The organism is Limnothrix redekei LRLZ20PSL1 (genome assembly GCF_043235035.1).
Lineage (GTDB): Bacteria > Cyanobacteriota > Cyanobacteriia > CACIAM-69d > CACIAM-69d > CACIAM-69d.
The window spans coordinates 57,976-79,765 of sequence record NZ_JAZAQF010000006.1 but is presented as its reverse complement, the minus strand read 5'-3'; the positions used below and the strand labels follow the sequence as shown (position 1 = coordinate 79,765).

The window sequence follows — 21,790 nt, the reverse complement described above, 5'->3', positions numbered from 1 at the left end:
GATTGCCTAGCCCGTGACACTACTCAGCAGTTCCAGCAAACCGCTGTCCTGTAAGGTTTGGCCAATTTGCTCGGACATTTGCCGACAATGATTATTTTGCTGAAGGGCCAGCTCTTCATTCTTAACAATCAGGTTTAAGCGAGCGCGATTGCGAACTTCATCGGCGCGATCGATCACCAACTCCACCGTCACCAAACGGTAATAGGACACTTTGCCCGGTCGTTCGCGCGCAAGGAGATAATCAACGGTTTTGTGGACGACGTTGAGACCGCAATCGGTCAGCGAGGGTTCAAGCTGGCCAAGCAGTTGATCTGACGGCTGTGAAAAGGAGAATAGACAGGTATAACGAGCCATGAAGATTCGATTGCGTGAAACTGCGTAGAACCGCGTCCAACCCTATAATACCCAAGCGCTTTTGCTCTCGACTGTGGACTTGGGGCCCGGAACCAAGGGATCGCTAGCAAAACGGAACCAGATCCCAAGGGTTTTGCTGAGAGGATGTTTGAAAAGTATCTTTTGGCACGGGCTAAGCACCAATGGTCGTGGGGACAAGGGGCTTAAGCCCCTTGTCTACGTCGATCGCTGTGGCGTACAGCGTAGCAATTTTGGCTTTTCAAACAACCTCTTAGGGAAGCTGGCGATGGGGACGGAAACAGTTGTTATGGGATTGGACACCATGCCGCGATCGGGTCTGTCGCCACTGGATTTATCACCGACAGTTCCGACAAATCCGGGCCGGCTGGTCACCTTTGAAGGAATTGACGGCGCAGGCAAAACCACCCAACTGGAGCAGGCGGTGGATTGGCTCAAGGCCAGCGGCATTCTGGGCGATCGCCCCTTGGTGGTGACGCGGGAGCCGGGAGGCACGGCCTTGGGTCAACAGATTCGCCACTTGCTCCTGTCGGGCGATTGGGAGGTAGCCGATCGCACAGAGCTGTTACTTTACGCGGCCGATCGGGCCCAGCATGTGGCGCAGGTGCTGCAACCGGCCTTGGCCGCCGGGGCGTTGGTGGTGAGCGATCGATTTGTGGATTCCACCGTGGCCTATCAAGGCTTTGGCCGCCAGCAGGATTTAATCCTGATTGAAACCCTGAATCGAATTGCCACGGCGGGCTTAACCAGTGACCTAACCCTGTGGTTCGATGCCTCGATCGACTGTTGCTTGGCCCGGCGGGCGGCCCGGCGAGGCCCGGCCGATCGCCTAGAACGCAGCGCGATCGAGTTCCATGAACGGGTGCGATCAGGGTTTGCAGCCTTGGCCGCTCAGGATCCCGATCGAGTGGTGCGAATCGCAGCCGATGGAGACTTGGCCGCCACCTTTGCCCAAACCCAAGCGGTGTTGACCGAACGCTTGGCCCGTTGGTGGCCGGTTCCAGTGCAGACCGCGTTCTAATCGAACAGCCAGGGGAATGCAGGTCGTTCATGCAAGTCATTGCGGCCGGGATAACGGGACGGGAACAAGAGGGGCATGGGGATGGAGGCCGGTTAGATGCTGGAGCCAGCGACGATTCGGGCTGAGTTTGGGCCCCTGGTGGGTCAAGATTCGGTCATTGATTTTTTGACGATGGCGATCGCCCGCGATCGAATTGCGCCGGCCTATCTGTTTGCCGGGCCCAATGGGGTGGGGCGCAAGCTGGCGGCAGAATGCTTTGGCCAATGGATTCTTTGTCCGCCCGATCGCCCGGAATTGGCGGCCAGTTTGGGACGACGGGTACGCGAGCGAATGCACCCCGACCTGATTTGGCTGGAGCCAACCTACCTCGATCGGGGACAACTGATTTCCATCAGCCAAGCCCAAGCCAGCGGTCTGGAAAAGAAAACGCCGCCCCAAGTTCGTCTAGAACAAATTCGCCAATTGGCCACCAGCCTCGGCCGGCCACCCATGGAAGCGCCCCGATCGTTTGTGGTGATTGAAGCGGCCCAAACCATGGCCGAGGGGGCCGCCAATGCCCTTTTAAAAACCCTCGAAGAACCGGGCCGCGCCACCATTATTTTGTTGGCTCCTGGCCCCGAGGCAATTTTGCCCACGTTGGTTTCTCGTTGCGCGCGGGTTTCCTTTCGCCGGTTGGCTCCGTCGGAGTTGATCCAAGTGCTCGATCGGGCGGGCCATGGCGACTTGCGCGACTATCCCGAAGTGTTGGCCTTGGCCCAGGGCTGTCCCGGTCAGGCGATCACCCATTGGCAACGGTTGCAAACCCTGCCGCAGGACTTGCTCATGGCCCTGCGCCAACCGCCCCAGTCTGCCTTTGCGGCCCTGGATTTAGCCCGGCAGCTCGATAAGGCGATCGACCTGGAGCAGCAACTGTGGCTCGTGAACTATTTGCAACAAACCTGGTGGCAACAGGGAGATCGGCCTTGGCCCCAGCGCGATCGAACCCTGCGCCGTTTGGAAGCCCTCCGCAAGCAACTGATGGGCTATGTGCAACCTCGCTTGGCCTGGGAAGTGGCCCTGATGGAACTGGCCCAAGGAGCCTAATTTCAGAACAGCATTCACGCCGACTTTTGAGGAGCGGCCTAGAATGGCCGTAACAGCCCGATCGCCCACTGCTGAACCCGATTGCCGACCCCCAAGTCGCCCCCAAATCAACACCATCGAATGATCCGGGTTTCCATCCCCCCACCCAGAACAAGAGTTCAAGAGCCATTGCGCTAACAGTTTCCAGTGCGGTTCCAGGCTGGCTATGGGCCTTGCGTTTGCACCGCCTCAGGAGGTTTTGTCACCATGTCCGATCGTCCCCGTCGCAATCTACCCATCAGTCTTGTGGCCGCCGTTGGTTCAACGGCCGTGGCGGTGGGGGCCGGCGTTGCCTGGTGGAACGCTTCCATGGCCCCGGCCCCAACCCCCAGCCCTTCCGCCGCAACAACCATCCCCAGCCCCAGCCCTTCGGTGGCGGCCAGCGTTGCCCCCACGCCGCCCCCCAGCGCCGTGCCCCAATCACCGAAGGCGACTCCTGCCCCTGTAGCCACCGCCCCGATCGCTGAACAGTCCCAGGTCTATTGGCTGAAAGACACGGGAACCCATTTTGTGATGGCGGGTCAGCCGGCCAAAACCGTGGCCAGCAGTGAGCCAGATGAGGTGCTGCGCGGGGCGATCGAGCAAGTTTTGGCCGGGCAACCCACCGACAACAACTTAAGCAGCGCCATTCCCGTCAACACCAAGCTGCTGGACGTGATGATCGCGCCGGAAGGGGTGCGGGTGAACCTGTCGTCAGAATTCACCAGCGGTGGCGGCAGTGCATCGATGATGGGACGGTTAGGGCAAATTGTTTACACGGCCAGCACGTTGAATCCCGCTGCGAAGGTTTGGATTTTGGTGGAAGGCCAACCTTTGACGGTGTTGGGAGGCGAGGGTTTGGAAGTGCCGCAACCGATCGACCGGGCCACGTTCGATCGACAATTCAAGCCCTAGACTGCAAGCCCTAGACTGCAAGCCCTAATTCAACCCTTAGTAATTCGTTTCTTTTCGATCGACCATTCGCCATGACCCAAGAACCCAACCCCACAGCGGAGACTGAATCCAACCGTGACTCTGCCGTCACCTATGAAGGTGGTTGCCATTGCGGAGCGGTGCGCTTTCAGGTGCAGGGGCCATCGCCCTTACAGGTGCAGTCTTGCAATTGCTCCATCTGCGACAAAACGGGATTTTTGCATTTGCTCGTTCCCCGATCGCGCTTTCAACTGTTGCAGGGCGAAACAGCATTAACCACCTACACCTTCAACACGGGCACGGCCAAGCATTTGTTTTGTCGCACCTGCGGCATCAAGTCGTTTTATGTGCCCCGATCGCACCCGGATGGCTATAGCGTGAATGCCCGCTGCCTAGATGGCATTGATTTGGCCGATCCGTCCCAGGTGCTGATTGAACCCTTTGATGGGCGCAATTGGGAAGCCAATATTGACACCCTGAGAGCGGCAACGGCGAATTAGCGCCGGAATTCAGCCCCGACGTTGAGGAATCAGTTAAGTCCATTGATCCAGGATGCATTGATTCAGGATTCTTGTTGCCGTGGGGCTGATATGGGGCTGATGTGGACGATCGCCCGGAAAGGTTCGCCAGGAGCCGAATCGATCGGTTAGACCGGAACTATCCGCGCGATCGCCTCTGGGGCGATCGGTCTTTGCCCTGGCCCCATCCCATGACCCAATCACCCGAGCCTGTCCCGAATCCCGAGCCGAAAGAGCCTGGGTTCGCTCAACCGGAATCCAATCAGCCTGAATCACATCAACCGGAACGCAACCTCCTGTGGCGGCCCGTGTTGGGATTGGCGGGATTGCAAGGAGCCATTTCCCTGGCTTGGGTACTGTATCGGTTCTATTTACCCCAGTTGTTGGCAGCCGTGGGGTTGCCGGGGGTCGATCGGGCAGTGTTGATTTTGGAAGATGGCCTGGCCGCAGTGTTGGAGCCAGTGATTGGAGGCTTGAGCGATCGGGCGCGGTTGCGCGTGGGCAGCCGCTATCCCCTGGTGGTGGCAGGAGTGGGGCTGACGGTGTTGATGTTTGGGGCCATGGTGGCGACGGCGTTCGGGCGCGGGGCAATCGTTCAAGGCCTGTTGATGGTGACCGTGGTGCTGTGGGCGGTGGCCATGGCGGTGTTTCGATCGCCCGCGATCGCCCTCATTGGTCAATACGCCTTGAGCAGTCAACTGCCCCAGGCCAACAGCTTGTTGGTTTTGTCGGCGGGCTTGGTGGGGGCGGTAGCTCCCTTGGCTCGCGATCGCGTTTTGCAGTTGGGCCCGGCCTATGCCTTTGGGCTGGGATCGTTGGCCCTGGTGGCGGCGGCGGGAGTCTTGCAATTGGCGGGGCCCGATCGGGTCTTGGGAGCCAGCGCCGTTGCCCAAAACCATCCTGGGCCGATTCGGTGGGGAGAAGTGGTGCGGCTGTTGGGATTGGGGGCGGCCGTGGGTTGGGGGTTGCGGCTGTTTTTTGGCATTGTGCCCGCTGCCTTGCAAAGCCAGTTGCCCCAATGGCCCGGCAGTGTGATTGGGTTGGGGGTGGGTCTAACGGTGGCGATCGGGGCGTTGGTGATGGGGCTGCTGGCGGGCCGATGGGGCAATCGATCGGTGATGTTGGCGGGGGCGATCGCCTTGGGCATGGGGCTGCCGATGCTGACACTGCCGCAATTGGGAATCGTCACTTGGCCGCTGGCGTTGGTGATGATGGTGGCCTGGGCGGGGCTGTTCAATGGGGGCATTCCGCTAGCGATCGACCTGATGCCCGATCGCGTGGGATTGGGGATTGGGTGCTTTTTTGGTGGTTTTGCGGCTGTCAATGCCCTGCTGAGTGCTACGGGGTTGCCGCTGCATCCTGGTCAGGCGGCGGGTTCCTTTGCGGTGGCGGCGGGTTGGTTAATCTGGTCACCCGCAGCGACGGGGCCGATCGAGCCGATCGAGTTCATCGAACCAATCCAATCACCGAATTCTGCAACCCATTCTGTAACGAATTCAGAACCCAACAATCCCCCTACCAAGGGCGACGGGCCGCTTGATTAAGCCCCACAATTGCCAGCAGGGCCATTGCGATCGATAACCACACCCACAGTTGGGCCCGGGGCCAGTCACCCGCTTCCACGGCGGCAAAAATGGCACTGGGAATCGTTTGGGTGCGGCCGGGAATATTGCCCGCCAACATCACCGTGGCCCCAAATTCTCCGAGCGATCGCGCAAAGGTGAGCAAGGCCGCCGCCACCAAGCCTGATCGCGCCAGGGGCAACCGCACCCGCCAAAAAATTTGCCAACCGTTTAGGCCCAGGGTACGGGCCGCCCGCAACAGGTCGGGATCCAATTGCTCAAAGGTGGAAAGCAAGGTGCGATAGGCCAAGGGAAAGGCCACCACCGTGGCCGCCACCACCGTGCCCAGGGGCGAAAACACCACCGACACCCCGATCGATTCCAAAGCCAACCCGATCGGCCCCTGGCGACCCAACAACACCAACAGCCCAAACCCCACCACCGTTGGCGGCAACACCAGCGGCAACACTAACACCGTATCGATCGCACTACGCCAGGGTTCCCGACAGGACAGCATTGCCCAGGCAATCAGCAAGCCCAAACTCACGGCCAACCCCGTGGCCCACAGGGCCGCCCCCACTGACAAACTCCAAGGCGACCAATCCCACTGGGTCACCCAACTGGCGGGGCTGGTCATGAGTGGGCGGGCGATCGCTCGGGGGCAGCCACCGGATGCGGCAAGGGTGAGGCACTCCCCAAGCTCAGGGGCACAAACCCATAGCGGACAAAGATCGATCGGGCGGTGGGTTTCCCCAACCAGTCAGCAAATTGGCGAGCGGCGGCCGGTTGGCGCGTTTTGGCCATCACCGCGATCGGGTAAGTGATGGGCGGATGGGATCCCGGCGGCGCATCTCCCACCAACACCAAACCCAGTGGCGACTCAGTTGATCGACGCACATCGGAGGCATACACCACCCCCGCATCCGCATTGCCAGTCACCACCGCTGTCAATACCTGCCTGACATCCTGGCCCAAAACCAACTTCGGTTGCACGGCTTTCCAAAGATCCAAGGACACCAACGTGGCGCGGGCATAGCGACCGACCGGCACTCGTTCCGGATCCCCGATCGCCAAAAATTTCACCTCCGGTCGAGCCACATCTTGCCACTTGCGCAGGGGAACCCCGGGCCGGGCCACCAAGACCAACTCATTGGAGAGCAAATCTCGTTGGGTTGCCGGATCCACCAGGCCCGCCCCCGCCAACTCCGCCATGGTTTTGGCATCGGCTGAAATGAACAGATCCACCGGGGCCCCTTGCAAAATTTGCTGCTTGAGTGCGCCGGAGGAACCGAAATTGAGGCTTAACTGCACCGTGGGTTCCACCAGGCGATATTCCGCTTGCAGGGTGGCGAGGGCGGGTTGCAAGCTGGCGGCGGCGGAAACGGTCAGGGTTTGTTGGGGTTTTGCTTGGCCATTGGGGCCGTTCCAGTCCACACGACATCCCGCCACCATTCCCACAATCAGACCCATGACCCAAAAGCGCCAATTTGCGAGCATATGCCCTCTTTTAGATGTGCTTTTTGATGTGCTGACCAGTCGCAAGGCAAGCTTCTTGTGATCGGTCAACTCATCGGTTAACTCATCAGTCAATTCAAATGGCGGCTCCTCCCAGACCGTTAGACAGCAAGGGGCTTAAGCCCCTTGTTATGGCGACTGATTCCGCAACGTTGCCCCGATGAATTCAAACTGCTGCACTGCCTAGGAATGGTCGGAGTCGAGATCATCTAGCTCGATCGCCAGTTCCCCGGAACCGGCGTGGGCCGTTTTCACCCATTTCAACTGCTTAGGCCGCACCGCAATCCGCAAACCCATGCTGGCAATGACGGGGAACCAGTGCAGCATATACATCAAACCCAAGGCGGTTTTGCTGAGGGTGCGCAACCAACTGACCAGGCGATCGCCCAAATGGGTGGGAGATTCGGTGCCCGCCGCCACCAATCGCAACCCCAACACCATCCCCAAGGCCGAGAGCAACAGCCCCGCCGTGGCCAGCGGAGTCAGCACGGGCCCATCGCCCCGAATACCAGCCACAACCCAGTCAGCCACAATCATTTGGGGAACGAGGTATTGGAATAGCAAAAACACGGCTAAATCCAAGGTTTTGGCGGCTCCACCGCGATTCCCGGCGATCGCCCGCCAATAGTCGAGATAGCGTTGGTAGCCCCCTTCGGCCCAGCGGTTCCGCTGATGCCACAGGGCCTTGAGGCGGGTCACACCTTCTTCCAAAACCGCCGGGAACATCAAGCATTCAATATCCCAACCGTTCAGGTGCAGCCGCACGGCCAAATCCAAGTCGTCGGTAATGGTGGCTTCGTTGAATCCGCCGCATTGTTCGAGGGCAGCACGCCGAATAAATTCACCATTGCCCCGCAGCTCACCCACGCCACCCAAGCGGGCCCGTTGTCCTTGGAGGTGGCTGTCGAGGGCCATTTCTGCCTGCTGACCTCGAATCCAGAAGTTGTCGCGATCGGGATGGAAATCAGGGGCTTCCGCTTGCACGATCGCCTTGCGCAACTGCACCGCGCCAACGCTCGATCGGGCAAAGACCGGAACCACCTGCCGCAATAGATCCGGCTGCATTTGAGCATCCGCGTCAAACACCACCAGAATTTCGCCCCGAGCCTGGGCCACAGCCGCATTCAACGCGCCGGACTTGCCGCCTCCGGCCCCCGGCGGCCGCCGCAAAACGCGCAATTGCGGATAAATCGCTTGCAGTTGTTGCAACACCTGGGGCGTGCGATCGCTGCTGCCGTCGTCAATAATCCAAACTTCGTAGCGATCGGCTGGATAGTCGATCGCGCAGAGGCGTTTCACCAGCGCCCCAATCACCGCTTCCTCGTCCTTGGCTGACACCAACACTGCCACCGAAGGCCAGACATCCGCCGCCAGAGCAACCGGCGATCGGGAAACATCCGGGGCGATCGACAATTGCTGGTCGGTCGATCGCGCGGTCAGCGCCGCCTGGGGAGCCGCCATCACCCGCAGCACATAGGCCCCTGCCAACACCGTCACCGCCCACACAAAGGCCGCCCCCCAAGCCGCATAGTGCAACATCACCACCGTGGACCAGAGGGCAAAGAGAGCGGTGGCCGCCTTGCGCCGTCGCCCTTCGAGGCCACCGCTCCAATCCCACCGATCGCCCGATTCCGCCGTGGTTCGATCGAGAGCATCCCGGTCAAGAAGTGGTTCCGTCATATGCTTCAGGAAGATGGTGCAAGTAATGAGTTGGGGTTAATCAACGGCAATCTTCCCTAGCATTAGACCGCTTGCGGCCAAATCACGCAAGCGATCCATTCCACCAATTGACGCAGTTTAGGCCCGGTGAATCAGCGGTATTCTTACGACATTCTTGAGGAATTCTTGAGGAATTCTTGAGACCCAAACGCCCCTTGTTGAAGGGGTCTGGCTTGGCAATAATGGCAAATACGGCAATTGCCGATGGTTGACGGCCACGGCGAGATCGCCCCAATACTGTCACCACCCCCCATCATCTCGTCATCCTCTCACGGGCCACAGGAGGCCACGCCACATGTCGTTGGACAAACTAGAACCGGCCGCCAAGGGAGCCGTTGGCGTTTATCTGCCCTACTATCAGGGTGCGAAACGAAACGTGTTGCCCTTTGCGATCGGGCTATACCAAAAGGGATCGATCGAAGGTAAACGTCGCATTGAAGGCGGCGATGATATTCCCTTTGTGGCCACCTGGCGTGTTTCCACTCTGCCGGCCGACCTAACCCGCTGTCGAATTCAGTTTGATGGCAATGCAGAATTAAGCTACGAAGTGTCCATGGCTAATTTTGAATTTATTAGCTTTCTAATTGATGTGTTAATTGACTATAAAAAAACGCGGGTGACGGATTTTTCAAAGGCCTTTTATCGCAAGCTTCTGAGCCATTTGGAATAGGATCAAGCGAGCTAAAATATTCCTCCCGATCGGCCCTCGCTGGGCCCTTCGGTTTGGCCCTTAGATTCGGTTTGGCCCTTAGATCGGGCCTTGGATTAGCCCTTAGATTGGGGCGATCGCTGGTTAGTCCCACCCTTCAGCATCTGACCAGCGAAACCCGATCAGACTCTGGTCAAACCAAAATCAGACCGAAATCAAATCCCACAATCAAATCCCACAATCAAATTCGGAATCAGACTCGACCGCAGGCTCGGCATCCAGCCGGAATCAGGCAGTATTTTTTTGGTAATGTTAGGAAACGATCGCATAATGCCCCCTTTAGCCCCATCGTCCGCCAAACAGTCCGGATAACCCTGAATTGGGTTGCTTCGGAGCTGACCGTAGGCAGGGAATTTTGGGAATGATTAACCCTAGAGGGGCGATCGGGTCACATCGGCGGCCGGCCGTCGGTTTCCAACCCCATTCTCAGGCCCGAAAGAGCGATCCCCAACCGCCTCAGCCCACCCGGACTCAGGACGCAAAACTGCGGAAACAATCTCTAACAACTTGTTACAATCGTTACCCTTCCATACCAGGTGTAATGGACAGTTGCAATCGCTGCAATACACATTAATGATTTAATTGCATTAACAGGATTGCTATGTCTGGTATCCCTCCAGATTTGATGGGTCGATCACACCTGAAAATTGCCCCTCAAATCTGACGACATCTGAAAGTCAATTCACGTTCTGAATCACGTTCTGAATACTGAAGACCGCCCACGGTTCTGGGTTACGGAGTTTCCCCCTCGCAAAGGCCGATGGATCTGTTAAACGGGTCTGTGACGCTGCGAGAGACCCCCGCCGGTTCTGCCAACGATCGCCAACCTTTTCGATCGCCCTTCGATCGAGCCACGGTTCCCCGATTTCAACCGATTTCCCCCAACCGCAGACGGTTCATTTCGCCCCAGTTTGTTGCACAACACAGGAGTTTTAGCGTGCCGTTTCGTCCCAGGCATTTGATCGTCGGTTCTACGGAAGAGTACAGCGGCAAATCAGCGGTATTGCTAGGGCTGGCTCATCTGTTGGCCACCAAGGACATCAAGATCGGTTACGGGAAGCCGCTCGGTGGCCTGATGACGGCCACGGATGGCGAAGATGCGGATGTGCGGCTGATCCGCGAGACATTGAATCTCCCGAGCGATCGACTGCTGCCGACCCTGGTGCAACTAACCTCCGGTGCGGTACTCAAGCGGTTGCAAGGGGAAGACCCCACCAACTACAGCGCCTTGCTGGAGGATTATGGCAACACCAGCGCTGAATTGGTGCTGATGGAGGGGCCCGCCTCCTTACAAGAGGGCAGTTTGTTTGAGCTATCCATGGCCCAAGCGGCGCGGACGCTGGATGCATCCGTGTTGCTGGTTTGTTCCTATGAACCCACCCTGACGGTCGATCGGCTGATGGCCGCTCGGGAACTGCTGGGCGATCGATTGGTGGGCGTGGTGCTGAATCGTTTGCCTGCCAAGGAACTGGACGCGGTGAACGGTGTGGCGCGGCCATTTTTGGAGTCCCAAGGCATTCCCGTTTTGGGGCTGCTGCCGCGCAACGCCCTGCTGCGGAGTGTCAGTGTGGGTGAACTGGTGCGCCAACTGGATGCGGAAGTGCTCTGTTGCCGCGATCGCCTGGAACTGATGGTGGAAGACCTGAAGATCGGGGCCATGAATGTGAATTCGGCCCTCAAGTATTTCCGCAAGGGCAACAACATGGCCGTGGTGACCGGGGGCGATCGGGCAGATATTCAGTTTGCAGCCTTGGAAACCTCAACCCATTGCTTGATTCTGACGGGGCAAGTGCCGCCGGATCCAACGATCATCACCCGCGCTGAAGAATTGGAAGTCCCGGTGCTGACGGTGGATCTGGACACGCTGACCACGGTGGAAATTGTCGATCGGGCCTTTGGGCAAGTGCGTTTGCAGGAACCGATTAAAATTCAATGCATCCGTCACCTGATGGGTGAGCACTTCGATCTCGATCGACTGCTGGCCCGCCTAGGAATGGAACCCGCTGCCGTCTAGGTCAGCCCGGCCAACAGGAGCAGGTTGCCACCGGACTTTAGCCACCGGACTCTAGCCACCGGAAGAAAAAGGAAGTTGTTTGATCGTGTCCGCCACTGATCCCGTGAGCGAGCAAATTAGTCTGTTCGATTTTGGGGGCATTGCACCGCCTGCCCCCCCACCTCCGCCCGCGATCGACCTCGAACGGATTCCCCTAGACGGTCGGCAACCAATTCCGCCGGGAACCTACAACAGCCTTGAAGCGCTGTTTGCCCATTGCCGCCAATGCCAGCGTTGCGAGCTGGCCGGCGGTCGCACCAACGTGGTGGTCGGTCGCGGATTGCCCACGGCCCCGATCATGATCATTGGTGAAGGGCCGGGCCAAACGGAGGACGAAACCGGGTTGCCCTTTGTGGGGCGATCGGGACAGTTGCTCGAAAAAATTCTGGAATCCGTGCGCATTGACCTGGCCACGGAAGTGTATATCTGCAACGTGGTGCGCTGTCGGCCGCCCGGTAACCGCACCCCCACCCCCGAGGAAGCGGCGGCCTGTCGGCCCTACCTGATGGAGCAGATTCGGTTAGTGGATCCGAAAATTATCTTGCTGACCGGAGCCACGGCGGTGCGCGGCGTGACCGGTCGCAAGGATGGCATCACCAAAATTCGGGGCCAGTGGCTGGAATGGGAAGGGCGGCTTTGTATGCCCATTTTCCATCCGGCTTATCTGTTGCGAAATCAGTCGCGAGAAAAGGGCAGCCCCAAATGGTTGATGTGGCAAGACATCCAGGTGGTGCGGGCCAAACTGGATGAATTTTTGGGCCGATCGCCCATTGAGATCCAGGACTAATTAGCCGATCGCTCGAGACAATTTACCGGGGCGAGCTGGTGAGCCGATTGTCAGGCGATCGCTTCAGGCAACAGCACCCGACAAATTCGCCAGTCGGGCAAAACCGTTGCGCCCATGTGCTCATAAAACGCGATCGCCGGAGCATTCCAGTCCAGCACACTCCACTCCACCCGCCCGCACTGTTGCGATTTGGCCCGATCGATCACCGCCTGCAAGAGTCCTTTCCCCAAACCCTGGCCCCGATAGGCCGGCAACACAAACAGATCTTCGAGGTACAAGCCCGGCCGGGTCAGAAAAGTTGAATAGTTATAGAAAAACAGCGCCATCCCGACGATGCTGGCCGCGCCGCCCGCTGTGGGCTGGGCTTCGGCCACCAGGGCTTCGGCAAAGGGCCGATCGCCAAACAGGTGCGATCGCAGGGCTTCCGGGGAACCGGTGACCTGGTGGCTGAGTTTTTCGTAGGCGGCCAGGGCTTCAATCAGGTGAAAGAGGGCCGCCACATCCGCAGGCTGGGCTGATCGGATCTGGACGGTGGCCGGTTGGGGATTTTCGATGGAAATCACAGGGCTAAATCACAGGGCTAAATCACAGGGCTAAATCACAGGGCGAATTAACAGTGGCTAGGGATGGTGCAGCAGTCTAAAAGCAGACCGCTTCAGCCCGGCCCTCAGCCGAGGCGCTTGGTCCAAAAGTCGCGATCGAGATCCTGGAACCCCAAGGATTGATAGAGCGATCGGGCAACTGTGTTCGTTTTGCCCACTTCCAACCGCAGGGCCACCAGCCCTCGATCGCCACAGAACTGCTCGATCGCCGTCATGGTTTTGCGCCCCAACCCTTGACCGCGCCAGGCCTCGCTAATCCACAGCTCATCGAGCAGCGCCACCATCCCGCCAAATTCGAGGCTGTAAAGGTAGGCCAACACGGCATAACCAGCAATGGAGGGGCGATCGGGCTGGGGATCACCTGCTGGCTGAATCAAAAGTACCGTGCCCCAATCCGGTTGGGCCAGGAGCCGATCAAGCGCGGGCCCCACCCGATCGAGCGCAAATTCAATGGACTCATGCTCATAAAGCTGACTAATTAAGGACAACACCAGATCCCGATCGGGCGATCGGGCTGGTTTTAAGGTCACCACATCCATGCGCTTTGTATTCCTGTTTAAGCCACCCAAATCAAGCCACCCAAATCAAGCCATCAAAAATCAACGATTAGCCACTTCGTTAACCAATTCATCACCCATTTCATAAACCGGTAGCTCGCTTGACTCACCAAATTCTCATTCAGCCCACAAAAAAACTGACCAGGATCCCGATTTTGCGCAGGATACCCCAATCAGTCTACCAACCTTTAAAAACACCATGCTAGAGCAAGAAAAAGGAGAAAGTCATTACTCCAGATTCTTGAGCCAACTGGATTTCAGCTTCATGGGCTGAAACATAATTTGGCTACGAAAACAGCACGCTTATTTTTATTAACCTAACTCATTAGGTTATCGAATTTTCAAGCCAAAAAGAGATGAAAAATGAATTTGAACACCTAATTTGACTGACAATCGACTGAGAGAAGTTGCAAAAGAGAAATTGCCAAGGATTTGAAGGGGATGTGATGCCAGTAACGTGATTAGGAACAATCTCCTGAGAACGTGACTGCAACAATCAAATCACTGATCAAATGACCCATCAAATCATCAAAACATTGGATCGTGGACATTGGATCGTGGTCAGCGGTGCTATTCAACTAAGTCTGGCTGAGGTTGCACCATGTCGTAGTTGGAGGGGTCGTAGAGATAGCGCGTGGCTTCCTCTTCGAGACGATTAATCGAAAACGCTTCCAAGGACTCGGTGTAACGTAGGGCTGCCAAGTAACCGTCAAGGTACATCCGCATATCGTCAAAGCGGTAGCCCCGATTCCACAGTTCAGCGATCGTATCGGCGATTTTTTGAAAGTGGCGGACGGCTCTAGGGTCTTGAAGCATAGGCCTCCTTTGGTGCAAGGCTTAGAACTCGGGAATCGCGTGCGCTTGTTGCACCCTGGCAACGCGATTGAAGGTGACCCCGATGGAAGTTGGTATTTCTATCTTAACTGGTTGCGATCGACTGCCAATGTGGGCTGGCCGCGATTTTCAGGAAACGGTAGCCCATGAAACCTTAAACACGAACCGGGTGCAATTTTCTCAAATTTTCTAGTTTTCTCAAGAATTCGCTGTTACACCCAGGAAACTTCCACCCCGATCCCATCAGTTTGATCGCTGGGGATTAGGGTTGGCGCGATCGAACCGTGACCCGAGGCAAGCGCACCAAAACGGGCTGGGTCGATCGTCCCGATCGGGCGGTTCCGGGTTCTGCGCCCACCGGTTCCAACACCGCCAAAGTATCCCAAGCAGCTTCATGTACAGGGCGATCACACCCCTGTTGCAACAGCAACCGCACACAGTCGGCGGCGGTGCGTGTTTGGGTGGCATCCAAGTGCCCCCGATCGGCCAGGTGGCCCAGTTGGCGGGCAGCGGCCAGTTGGGAAAGGGGATCGCGATCGCTCAATCGCTCGATCGCCCGATGGAAGAGGCGATCGTGTTCGATCGTGGGTTGTCCGAACCAGTGGCGCACCAGCAGGGCCAGCACGCTCAGGGTTCCGAACCCTTGAAGCACCGTGGCCGCCCCCAGCCAGCCGGTCGATTCTCCCAAGACGGCCGCGGCCACATAGGTGCTCAGCATGGCTGCACCACCGCCCACCAGAGCCAGGGTCAGCTTGCCGTTTTCGCCCCGGTTCAGTTCTCGCAACCAACCTTGAATCTGTCGATCGAGGGCTTGCCAATGGCGCGGCTCAGTGCGATAGACCAGCCAAACCACGGCTCCACCGGCCGCAGCGGCGGATCCTAACTGCCAATCCGACAGCAGGAGCAGGCTGCCACCGGCAACCCAAGGCAACCAGCGCCGGGTGATGATCGATCGGGCCGCGTAGCGATGGCGGAGGCGTGTTTTACGCGGATGGTGGCTGGGGCGTGGCCGGCGATTGAGGGATTGATCGCCCCCTGAGGGCAAGTCAGCCTCGCCGCTGTGGGACTGACGATCGGTGTATCCATCTACGTATCGATCGGTGTCTTGATCGGCGTACCCAGTGGTGTACCCGTCTTCATAACGATCCTGATGGCGATCTTGATGGTGACTTCTGGATCGATGACCCGATCGGCCCACAGGGCGATCGGCATATTCATCCACATAGCGATCGGGGTCATCGGCCCAAGGATCATCCAGCGAATCGCGCCGGGCCGGCTGGGGGCGACTGGGTTGAGAATTCAGCGGCGAGCCGGCCGGGCGCGACGATTGCCCTCGCTGGGCCGCTGGGCCCCGTGCCGTCGGGCCACCCTGGGCCCGGCGGCGAGTTGAGTAGAGCAGCTCTTCCACCATGCGTGCCACCGAGACCCAAGGAGATGAAGTTGCAGCCACAGCCCAGCCCTTGCCGAAATTTCTGAAAAGTTACCAGTCCATGGTATCAGCCTCCCCCAACGGGACGATCGCCCGTTGGGAGCGCAACCCCTATGGCAAAATGAAAGACGGCCGGCCGCAAGGGCCCGCCCAATTTTGATCCCATAAGATCCAACCCTTCAAAATCGACCTTACCTGAAACGCCCGTGACCGCAACCGTTGTCAGTTCCGAAACCCGCCGCCGGCCCGTGTTTCCCTTCACGGCGATCGTCGGTCAAGAAGAAATGAAGTTGGCGTTGATGCTCAACGTCATTGATCCCAAAATTGGGGGTGTGTTGATCGTTGGCGATCGGGGCACGGGCAAATCCACCACAATTCGCGCCCTGGCCGACTTGCTCCCGGAAATCGATGTGGTGGACGGCGACCCCTTCAACAGCGACCCCCGCGACCCGGAATTGATGAGCGACGAGGTGCGCGATCGGGCGTTGGCGGGTCAGTCCTTGCCCGTGGTGCAGCGCAAGGTGCAAATGGTTGACCTGCCCTTGGGAGCCACCGAAGACCGCGTTTGTGGCACGATCGACATTGAAAAAGCCCTGGCCGAAGGGGTGAAAGCCTTTGAACCGGGCCTGTTGGCCAAGGCCAATCGCGGCATCCTTTACGTGGATGAAGTGAACTTGCTCGATGACCACTTGGTTGATGTGCTGCTGGATTCGGCGGCCTCGGGCTGGAACACGGTGGAGCGCGAAGGGATTTCGATTCGCCACCCAGCACGGTTTGTGTTGGTGGGTTCCGGCAACCCGGAAGAAGGGGAATTGCGGCCCCAACTGCTCGATCGGTTCGGAATGCACGCGGAAATTCGCACCGTGAAGGAGCCGAACCTGCGAGTGCAAATCGTGGAAGAGCGATCGGCCTTTGACAGCAGCCCCCAAACCTACCTCGATCGCTGCCAAACGGAACAGCAAGCCCTGCAAGCCAAGCTGGTGAACGCCCGGAACCTGTTGCCCTCGGTGGAGCTGGACTACGATTTGCGGGTGCAAATTTCCCAGGTTTGTTCTGAGCTGGATGTGGACGGATTGCGGGGCGACATCGTGACCAACCGGGCCGCCAAGGCAATCGCCGCCCTCGAAGGTCGCACCCAAGTGACCGTCGATGACATCCGCCGGGTAATTGTGCTCTGCTTGCGTCACCGGCTGCGGAAGGATCCGCTGGAGACGATCGACTCGGGCTATAAGGTTGAGAAAACGTTCTGCTCAGTCTTTGGCTTACCCTTCGAGCAAAATTAGTCAACTCGATCGGTCGGGGTGCAAGCGATCGAGATTGCTTGCATGAGCATCGGGGGGCGCAAGCGTTGCGCCCCTACGGGATGGGTTGTTATGGCCTGGCCGGACGGATGAGGGTGTGATTGGGTTGAGATCGTTGAGATCATTGACTTGTGGGCGGGCCAGAGTTCCTTGGCCTGCTGAAGCTCTAGCAATCTGAGAACGGGAGGCGAAACCGTGGCGCTGCTGTTGGCCGGTGATGTGGGCGGAACCAAAACGATTCTGCGGTTGGTGGAAACCGACAGCCGCACCCCCCAGGCGGTGGAATTGCAACCCCTGTATGAAGCCCAATACGCCAGCCGGGACTTCACCGACTTGGTGCCGATGGTGGAAACCTTTTTGGGGGCTTCCGGGCTAAATCGCCGACCCGATCGCGCCTGTTTTGGCATTGCGGGGCCCGTGGCCCACGGCACATCACGACTCACCAACCTGGGCTGGTTCCTGGAGGTCGATCGCCTAATCCAAGCCCTAGAGATTCCCCATGTGGAACTGATCAACGACTTTGCCGCCGTTGGCTATGGCATCCCGGTGCTGGAAGCGGTGGATTTGAAAGTGTTGCAGCCGGCCAAGGCCGATCCCATGGCCCCGATCGGGATTTTGGGGGCGGGCACTGGCTTAGGCGAAGGATTTTTGATTCCAACGGGCGAGCCGGGCCGCTACCGAGCGTTCAGCACCGAGGGCGGTCACACAGACTTTGCACCCCGATCGGCCCTGGAATGGGAGCTACACAACTATTTGCAAGAGCGATATCAGATCGATCGGGTCTCCGTGGAGCGGATTGTTTCCGGTCAAGGGATTGTCGGCATTTATCAATTTCTGCGCGATCGACAAACGGGCCACGAAAACAGCACCGTCGCCCAAGCCATCCGCACCTGGGAGCAGGAAATGGGCCGCAGCGAAAAGAGTATCGATCCCGGCGCAATCATTGCCCGTGCTGCTTTGGAAGAGTCCGATGCACTCTGCGAGCAGGCCATGAACTTGTTTGTGGCGGCCTATGGAGCCGAAGCGGGCAACTTGGCCCTGAAGCTCTTGCCCTACGGCGGGCTATATGTGGCCGGAGGCATTGCCGCCAAGATTTTGCCCTTGCTTGATCGGGGACAGTTTCTATTTCACTTTGGCAGCAAGGGCCGGGTGAGCGAACTGCTAGAGAATGTGCCCGTTTCGGTGGTCTTGAACCCTCAAGTGGGCCTGTTAGGAGCGGCGGTGTGCGCGGCTCAATTGGGCTAGGGCGCGATCGAGCAAACCACAGGGCAATTCATCCACTCACTAATCAACCCAAACCTCAGAAAAGCCAAAACCGAAACGGAGCTAAGGTCTGCAACTTTCCTAGATTCTCGAAGAATTCAGTCAGTCGCAGCGACTGGCTCAGGCTCGATTTTGGCTTTTCAGAAATTTTTTCAGTAGATGCTTTGTAGATGCTTCGTAAATGCTGAATCAATCAATGCTGAAAACGATAGGAAAGTGCATAGGATAATGCTTAAACATGACTCCAGAAACTTTGAGGAATGATCGATCGAACAACAGCATCTTCAAACGCTCAAATTCTGGAGTCTCCTATGGGTTCTGATTAACACAAGGGTTAATCATCATCCGTGTCTTCGGGGTCACCCACCATATTGGGGCTAATCAAGGTGATATCAAACTCGTCTGGCGGCCCGATCGAGAGCGTATCTTGCTTGAGGGTGTAGTAAATGGCCCGAACTTGAGGCCCAAAAACAATTTCGTCCTCGTTTTGTAAATCGTGGACTTGCAGCTTACGACCGTTAATTAACAGCCCATTGGCACTGGGTTTGCCCTTGAGGTTGCCATCGACAATTCGGTAATAGGCTGTACCGTCGTCATAGGACAGACGAACGAGGGTGGCGTGCCGACGCGACACAAATTGAGAAACAAGGATGACATCGCATTTGGGATCGCGTCCAATGGAGTAGACGGGATTTTCGAGAATGACTTCCCGTCTCCCCTTGTCGTCTTCAACGATTAAGAGGTGATTTTGCCTGGGTTCTGCGGGCATGGGCTGATTATGCGGACTGGATTAACTGTGCTCCACGGAGCGTGGAGACTCTTGACGTAGCTCGGTTACGGCTAATTCTGACATGTCTGGTTTTGTTCAGGCAGCGCACTAACTGCCGATCGGGCGCTAACACGCAGGAGCAGGGAATTACTCACCACACTGACAGAGCTGAAGGCCATCAGAGCGGCAGCGGTGGCAGGACTAAGCCCCAAGCCAACGGAGGGTAACCAAAGGCCCGCCGCGAGGGGAATGCCAATCGCATTGTACGCGATGGCCCATAACAGGTTTTGGCGAATTTTACGGAACGTTGCGCGGCCGAGCATGATCGCGCTCGGCAGGTCGAGCAGTCGATCGCGCGTCAAAATGACACCGGCGGTTTCGAGGGCAGCATCGGTGGCCGATCCCAGGGCAATGCCGACGGGAGCAGTGGCCAAGGCGGGTGCATCGTTGATGCCGTCACCCACCATGGCCGGATGGGGCAATTGGCTGATGATTTGGGCTTTTTGGTCGGGCCGTAGCTCGGCAACCACGGCCGATCGGGGCAAGCCAACCCGATCGGCCAAAGCGTTGGCCACCTCGGCCCGATCACCCGTCAACACCCGAATATCCAACCCCAGTTGCTGGAGCCGCTGCACGGTGGCGATCGCATCGGGTCGCAACTCGTCGGCGGCCGACAACAGCCCCACCAGTCGATCGCCCTCTGCCACCAAAATTGGTGTTTTCCCCGCCTGGGCCATGTGCTGCAAAGCCGATTCCACCGACTCCGGCAAAGGAATTCCCCCTTGAGCTAGCCAGGCCCGATTGCCAACCCAAACAGGGCGAGCAGCCACTTGGGCCTTGGCTCCCAGTCCCGGTTCCGTCACGAAGTCTTGGGCCGGGAGGGCGGGTAGCGCAGCGGCCGCTTGGGCGATCGCTTGGGCCAGGGGGTGGCGAGTGCCCCGCTCCACGGCCGCCGCCAACTGCACCAGACGATCGCCCGTCATATCAGCCACCAGGGGTTGGCGATCGACCAACACCGGTCGCCCCGTGGTGAGGGTTCCCGTTTTGTCAAAGACCACCGTGGCCACCTGTTGGAGCCGCTCCAGCACATCACCACCCCGGATCAAAATTCCCTGTTCTGCGCCCCAACTGGAGCCAACCAAAATGGCCGTCGGCGTGGCCAAGCCCAAGGCACAGGGACAGGCCACCACCAGCACGGAAATGGCGAGCTTCAGGGCCAATTGCCCAGGGGTCACCGGCTCCGACACCATGGGGGCCATCCCGGCCATGGCCAGGTGGGCGGTGTGGTTGGCGTGGGTGGTGGTTTGGGCAGCCGCTTGCAACACAGCGGGGAATCGATCGCCCCAGAGGGCCCAAAAGCCAAAGGTGAACCCGGCGATCGCCATCACCCCCCAGCAAAAACAGCCCGCCACACGATCGGCCAAACGCTGGATCGGAGCCTTGCGCCCCTGGGCTTCGGCCACCAATTGCACAATGCGGGCCAATTCCGTGTCGCGGCCAACCCGCTGGGCCCGAATCACGATCGCCCCCGATTGGTTGAGGGTGCCCGCCAGCAGGCGATCGCCCGGCTGCTTGATCACCGGCTGCGATTCCCCGGTCAACATCGCCTCATCCACCGTGGTTTTACCCAACACCACCACCCCATCCACCGGCAACCGATCGCCCGGCAACACCAACAGGGCTTGGCCCACCTGCACCGTTCCCACGGGAATCGATTCCGTTGGCAGTTCCTCTCCCAATTTCGTGGGTTCCTGGGTCAACCGGCGTGCCAGGGCCGGCTTCAGGGCCAGCAAGGCCGTGAAGGATTCGCGCGATCGCACCCGCACCCGGGCCTCGATCGTGCGGCCCAGCAGCACAAACCCCAACAGCATGGCCGGCTCATCAAAAAAACAAGCCCAATCCCAACTGGGGTGAACCAAGGCCACCACACTGGCCAGATAGGCCGCACCGGTTCCCAAGCCAATCAGGGAGTTCATGGTGGGAATGCCGCGCAGAAGGGAGCGAAACCCTTCTAGCAAAATCTCTCGCCCCGGAAACAACAGGGCCAAGGTGGCCACCGCAAAGTGAAATTCCACCCGGCTGATCAGCGGAATGGGCGGGCCTCCCAGCCGATCGAGATGGCCCAAGGTGGAAATCAGCAACAGTACCCCGGCAATCACCAAGGGCCGCCACCAATCGCCCGCCGTGGCCGGGGGTTCCGGGGCGATCGGGGTCAAATCAGCCGAAGTTTGCACTTCGCTGGGAAACCCTGCCCCCGTCAAGGCCGCCGCCAGGGCGGGCACGGTGGCCTGCACATCGGTTCCCGGCAGCAAATCCACCACCGCCAAGCCCGTCGCCAGATTCACATTGGCATCAGCCACCGTGGGTTGGCGTTTCAGGCGATTTTCCACAGCCGCCACACAGCCCCCACATTTCATGCCCGAAACCGTGAGCACGGCCGTGGGTTTGGGGGATGGGGAAGGACTGGTCAGGGTCATAGGATTCACAGGCGATCGAAGCGATCGGGGAAAACGTTGGAATCTGGAATCGGAATCTGAACGTTGGCTGACGGCGATCGGGGAGCCAATCGACGCAGATCGACTATAGCGGTTTGGCGAAAAGGTCGATCGCTCCCCGGCTCGGGTATGCTGCAAACCAGCCTTTTTCGATCGGGTTCTCGATCGCCCCTCGACCGTGACCGACTCTCCGCCTCCTTCCTCCGCTTCCGAATTGCCGCCCCCCTCGCCCGCCGAGCCGGCCGCCAAT

General features: G+C 58.6%; 21 protein-coding genes. 11 read left to right on the top strand and 10 right to left on the bottom strand.

Going from position 1 to position 21,790, the window contains the following annotated elements:
- Positions 1-6: 6 nt before the first annotated feature.
- Positions 7-354, bottom strand: coding sequence for a hypothetical protein (locus VPK24_RS01310; RefSeq protein WP_393010015.1), 348 nt, complete (start codon positions 352-354; stop codon positions 7-9).
- A 286-nt stretch (positions 355-640) separates the two neighbouring features.
- Here VPK24_RS01310 and tmk point away from each other — a divergent pair, with 286 nt between their 5' ends.
- From tmk to VPK24_RS01285, 5 genes are all read left to right on the top strand, one after another.
- The gene (gene tmk, locus VPK24_RS01305; protein ID WP_393010013.1) at positions 641-1,393 is read left to right on the top strand and encodes a dTMP kinase; all 753 of its coding nucleotides are present in this window, start codon (positions 641-643) and stop codon (positions 1,391-1,393) included.
- Positions 1,394-1,489: 96 nt separating this feature from the next.
- On the top strand, positions 1,490-2,476 hold the full coding sequence (locus VPK24_RS01300; RefSeq protein WP_393010011.1) for a DNA polymerase III subunit delta': 987 nt from the start codon (positions 1,490-1,492) through the stop codon (positions 2,474-2,476).
- Positions 2,477-2,722: 246 nt separating this feature from the next.
- Positions 2,723-3,409: a GerMN domain-containing protein gene (locus tag VPK24_RS01295; RefSeq protein WP_393010009.1), complete on the top strand. Its 687-nt coding sequence runs from the start codon at positions 2,723-2,725 to the stop codon at positions 3,407-3,409.
- A gap of 71 nt (positions 3,410-3,480) precedes the next feature.
- Positions 3,481-3,927, top strand: a complete 447-nt coding sequence (locus VPK24_RS01290) for a GFA family protein (RefSeq protein WP_393010007.1) — start codon at positions 3,481-3,483, stop codon at positions 3,925-3,927.
- Between the two features lie 101 nt (positions 3,928-4,028).
- Positions 4,029-5,489 (top strand): MFS transporter, encoded by a 1,461-nt coding sequence (locus tag VPK24_RS01285; RefSeq protein ID WP_393010005.1) that lies wholly within the window; start codon positions 4,029-4,031, stop codon positions 5,487-5,489.
- On the opposite strand, the gene modB is transcribed toward VPK24_RS01285, so the two are convergent.
- From modB to VPK24_RS01270, 3 genes are all read right to left on the bottom strand, one after another.
- Complete coding sequence (modB, locus tag VPK24_RS01280) at positions 5,461-6,144, bottom strand: molybdate ABC transporter permease subunit (RefSeq protein WP_190533972.1); 684 nt, start codon at positions 6,142-6,144, stop codon at positions 5,461-5,463. The genes VPK24_RS01285 and modB overlap by 29 nt on opposite strands.
- The gene (gene modA, locus VPK24_RS01275; protein ID WP_393010002.1) at positions 6,141-7,004 is read right to left on the bottom strand and encodes a molybdate ABC transporter substrate-binding protein; all 864 of its coding nucleotides are present in this window, start codon (positions 7,002-7,004) and stop codon (positions 6,141-6,143) included. Before modA ends, modB begins: the two co-directional genes overlap by 4 nt.
- A 201-nt stretch (positions 7,005-7,205) precedes the next feature.
- Positions 7,206-8,702 carry a glycosyltransferase gene (locus VPK24_RS01270; RefSeq protein ID WP_393010000.1) on the bottom strand — a complete coding sequence of 499 codons (1,497 nt, stop codon included), beginning with the start codon at positions 8,700-8,702 and terminating at the stop codon, positions 7,206-7,208.
- A 334-nt stretch (positions 8,703-9,036) separates the two neighbouring features.
- On the opposite strand from VPK24_RS01270, the gene ebsA reads away from it, so the two are divergent.
- The 3 genes from ebsA (at position 9,037) to VPK24_RS01255 (ending at position 12,290) form a co-directional block, all read left to right on the top strand.
- Positions 9,037-9,411 carry a type IV pilus biogenesis protein EbsA gene (ebsA, locus tag VPK24_RS01265; RefSeq protein ID WP_099533831.1) on the top strand — a complete coding sequence of 125 codons (375 nt, stop codon included), beginning with the start codon at positions 9,037-9,039 and terminating at the stop codon, positions 9,409-9,411.
- 976 nt (positions 9,412-10,387) lie between these two features.
- Entirely contained in the window at positions 10,388-11,464 is a 1,077-nt protein-coding gene (locus VPK24_RS01260) for a phosphotransacetylase family protein (protein WP_393010130.1), read from the top strand.
- An 85-nt stretch (positions 11,465-11,549) separates the two neighbouring features.
- Complete coding sequence (locus VPK24_RS01255; RefSeq protein WP_234406972.1) at positions 11,550-12,290, top strand: uracil-DNA glycosylase; 741 nt, start codon at positions 11,550-11,552, stop codon at positions 12,288-12,290.
- A gap of 50 nt (positions 12,291-12,340) precedes the next feature.
- Here VPK24_RS01255 and VPK24_RS01250 read toward each other — a convergent pair whose 3' ends face one another.
- The 4 genes from VPK24_RS01250 to VPK24_RS01235 form a co-directional block, all read right to left on the bottom strand.
- Entirely contained in the window at positions 12,341-12,853 is a 513-nt protein-coding gene (locus VPK24_RS01250) for a GNAT family N-acetyltransferase (protein WP_370567722.1), read from the bottom strand.
- A 104-nt stretch (positions 12,854-12,957) separates the two neighbouring features.
- Positions 12,958-13,422, bottom strand: coding sequence for a GNAT family N-acetyltransferase (locus VPK24_RS01245; RefSeq protein ID WP_393009997.1), 465 nt, complete (start codon positions 13,420-13,422; stop codon positions 12,958-12,960).
- 597 nt (positions 13,423-14,019) lie between these two features.
- Complete coding sequence (locus VPK24_RS01240; protein WP_099533826.1) at positions 14,020-14,265, bottom strand: DUF6761 family protein; 246 nt, start codon at positions 14,263-14,265, stop codon at positions 14,020-14,022.
- A gap of 280 nt (positions 14,266-14,545) precedes the next feature.
- The gene (locus VPK24_RS01235) at positions 14,546-15,694 is read right to left on the bottom strand and encodes a hypothetical protein (RefSeq protein WP_393009996.1); all 1,149 of its coding nucleotides are present in this window, start codon (positions 15,692-15,694) and stop codon (positions 14,546-14,548) included.
- On the opposite strand from VPK24_RS01235, the gene VPK24_RS01230 reads away from it, so the two are divergent.
- From VPK24_RS01230 to VPK24_RS01220, 3 genes are all read left to right on the top strand, one after another.
- The gene (locus tag VPK24_RS01230) at positions 15,693-15,872 is read left to right on the top strand and encodes a hypothetical protein (RefSeq protein WP_393009994.1); all 180 of its coding nucleotides are present in this window, start codon (positions 15,693-15,695) and stop codon (positions 15,870-15,872) included. The two genes, VPK24_RS01235 and VPK24_RS01230, sit on opposite strands and share 2 nt — an antisense overlap.
- A 46-nt stretch (positions 15,873-15,918) precedes the next feature.
- Positions 15,919-16,995 carry a magnesium chelatase ATPase subunit I gene (gene bchI, locus VPK24_RS01225; protein ID WP_393009992.1) on the top strand — a complete coding sequence of 359 codons (1,077 nt, stop codon included), beginning with the start codon at positions 15,919-15,921 and terminating at the stop codon, positions 16,993-16,995.
- 213 nt (positions 16,996-17,208) lie between these two features.
- Complete coding sequence (locus VPK24_RS01220) at positions 17,209-18,258, top strand: glucokinase (RefSeq protein WP_393009990.1); 1,050 nt, start codon at positions 17,209-17,211, stop codon at positions 18,256-18,258.
- A 352-nt stretch (positions 18,259-18,610) separates the two neighbouring features.
- Here the strand turns inward: VPK24_RS01220 and VPK24_RS01215 are convergent, their stop codons facing one another.
- Both VPK24_RS01215 and VPK24_RS01210 read right to left on the bottom strand, forming a co-directional pair.
- Positions 18,611-19,045, bottom strand: a complete 435-nt coding sequence (locus VPK24_RS01215) for an FHA domain-containing protein (protein ID WP_099533819.1) — start codon at positions 19,043-19,045, stop codon at positions 18,611-18,613.
- Between the two features lie 71 nt (positions 19,046-19,116).
- A complete protein-coding gene (locus VPK24_RS01210) occupies positions 19,117-21,789 on the bottom strand; it encodes a heavy metal translocating P-type ATPase (protein ID WP_393009987.1) in 2,673 nt (890 codons plus the stop codon).
- Position 21,790 lies beyond the last annotated feature (1 nt).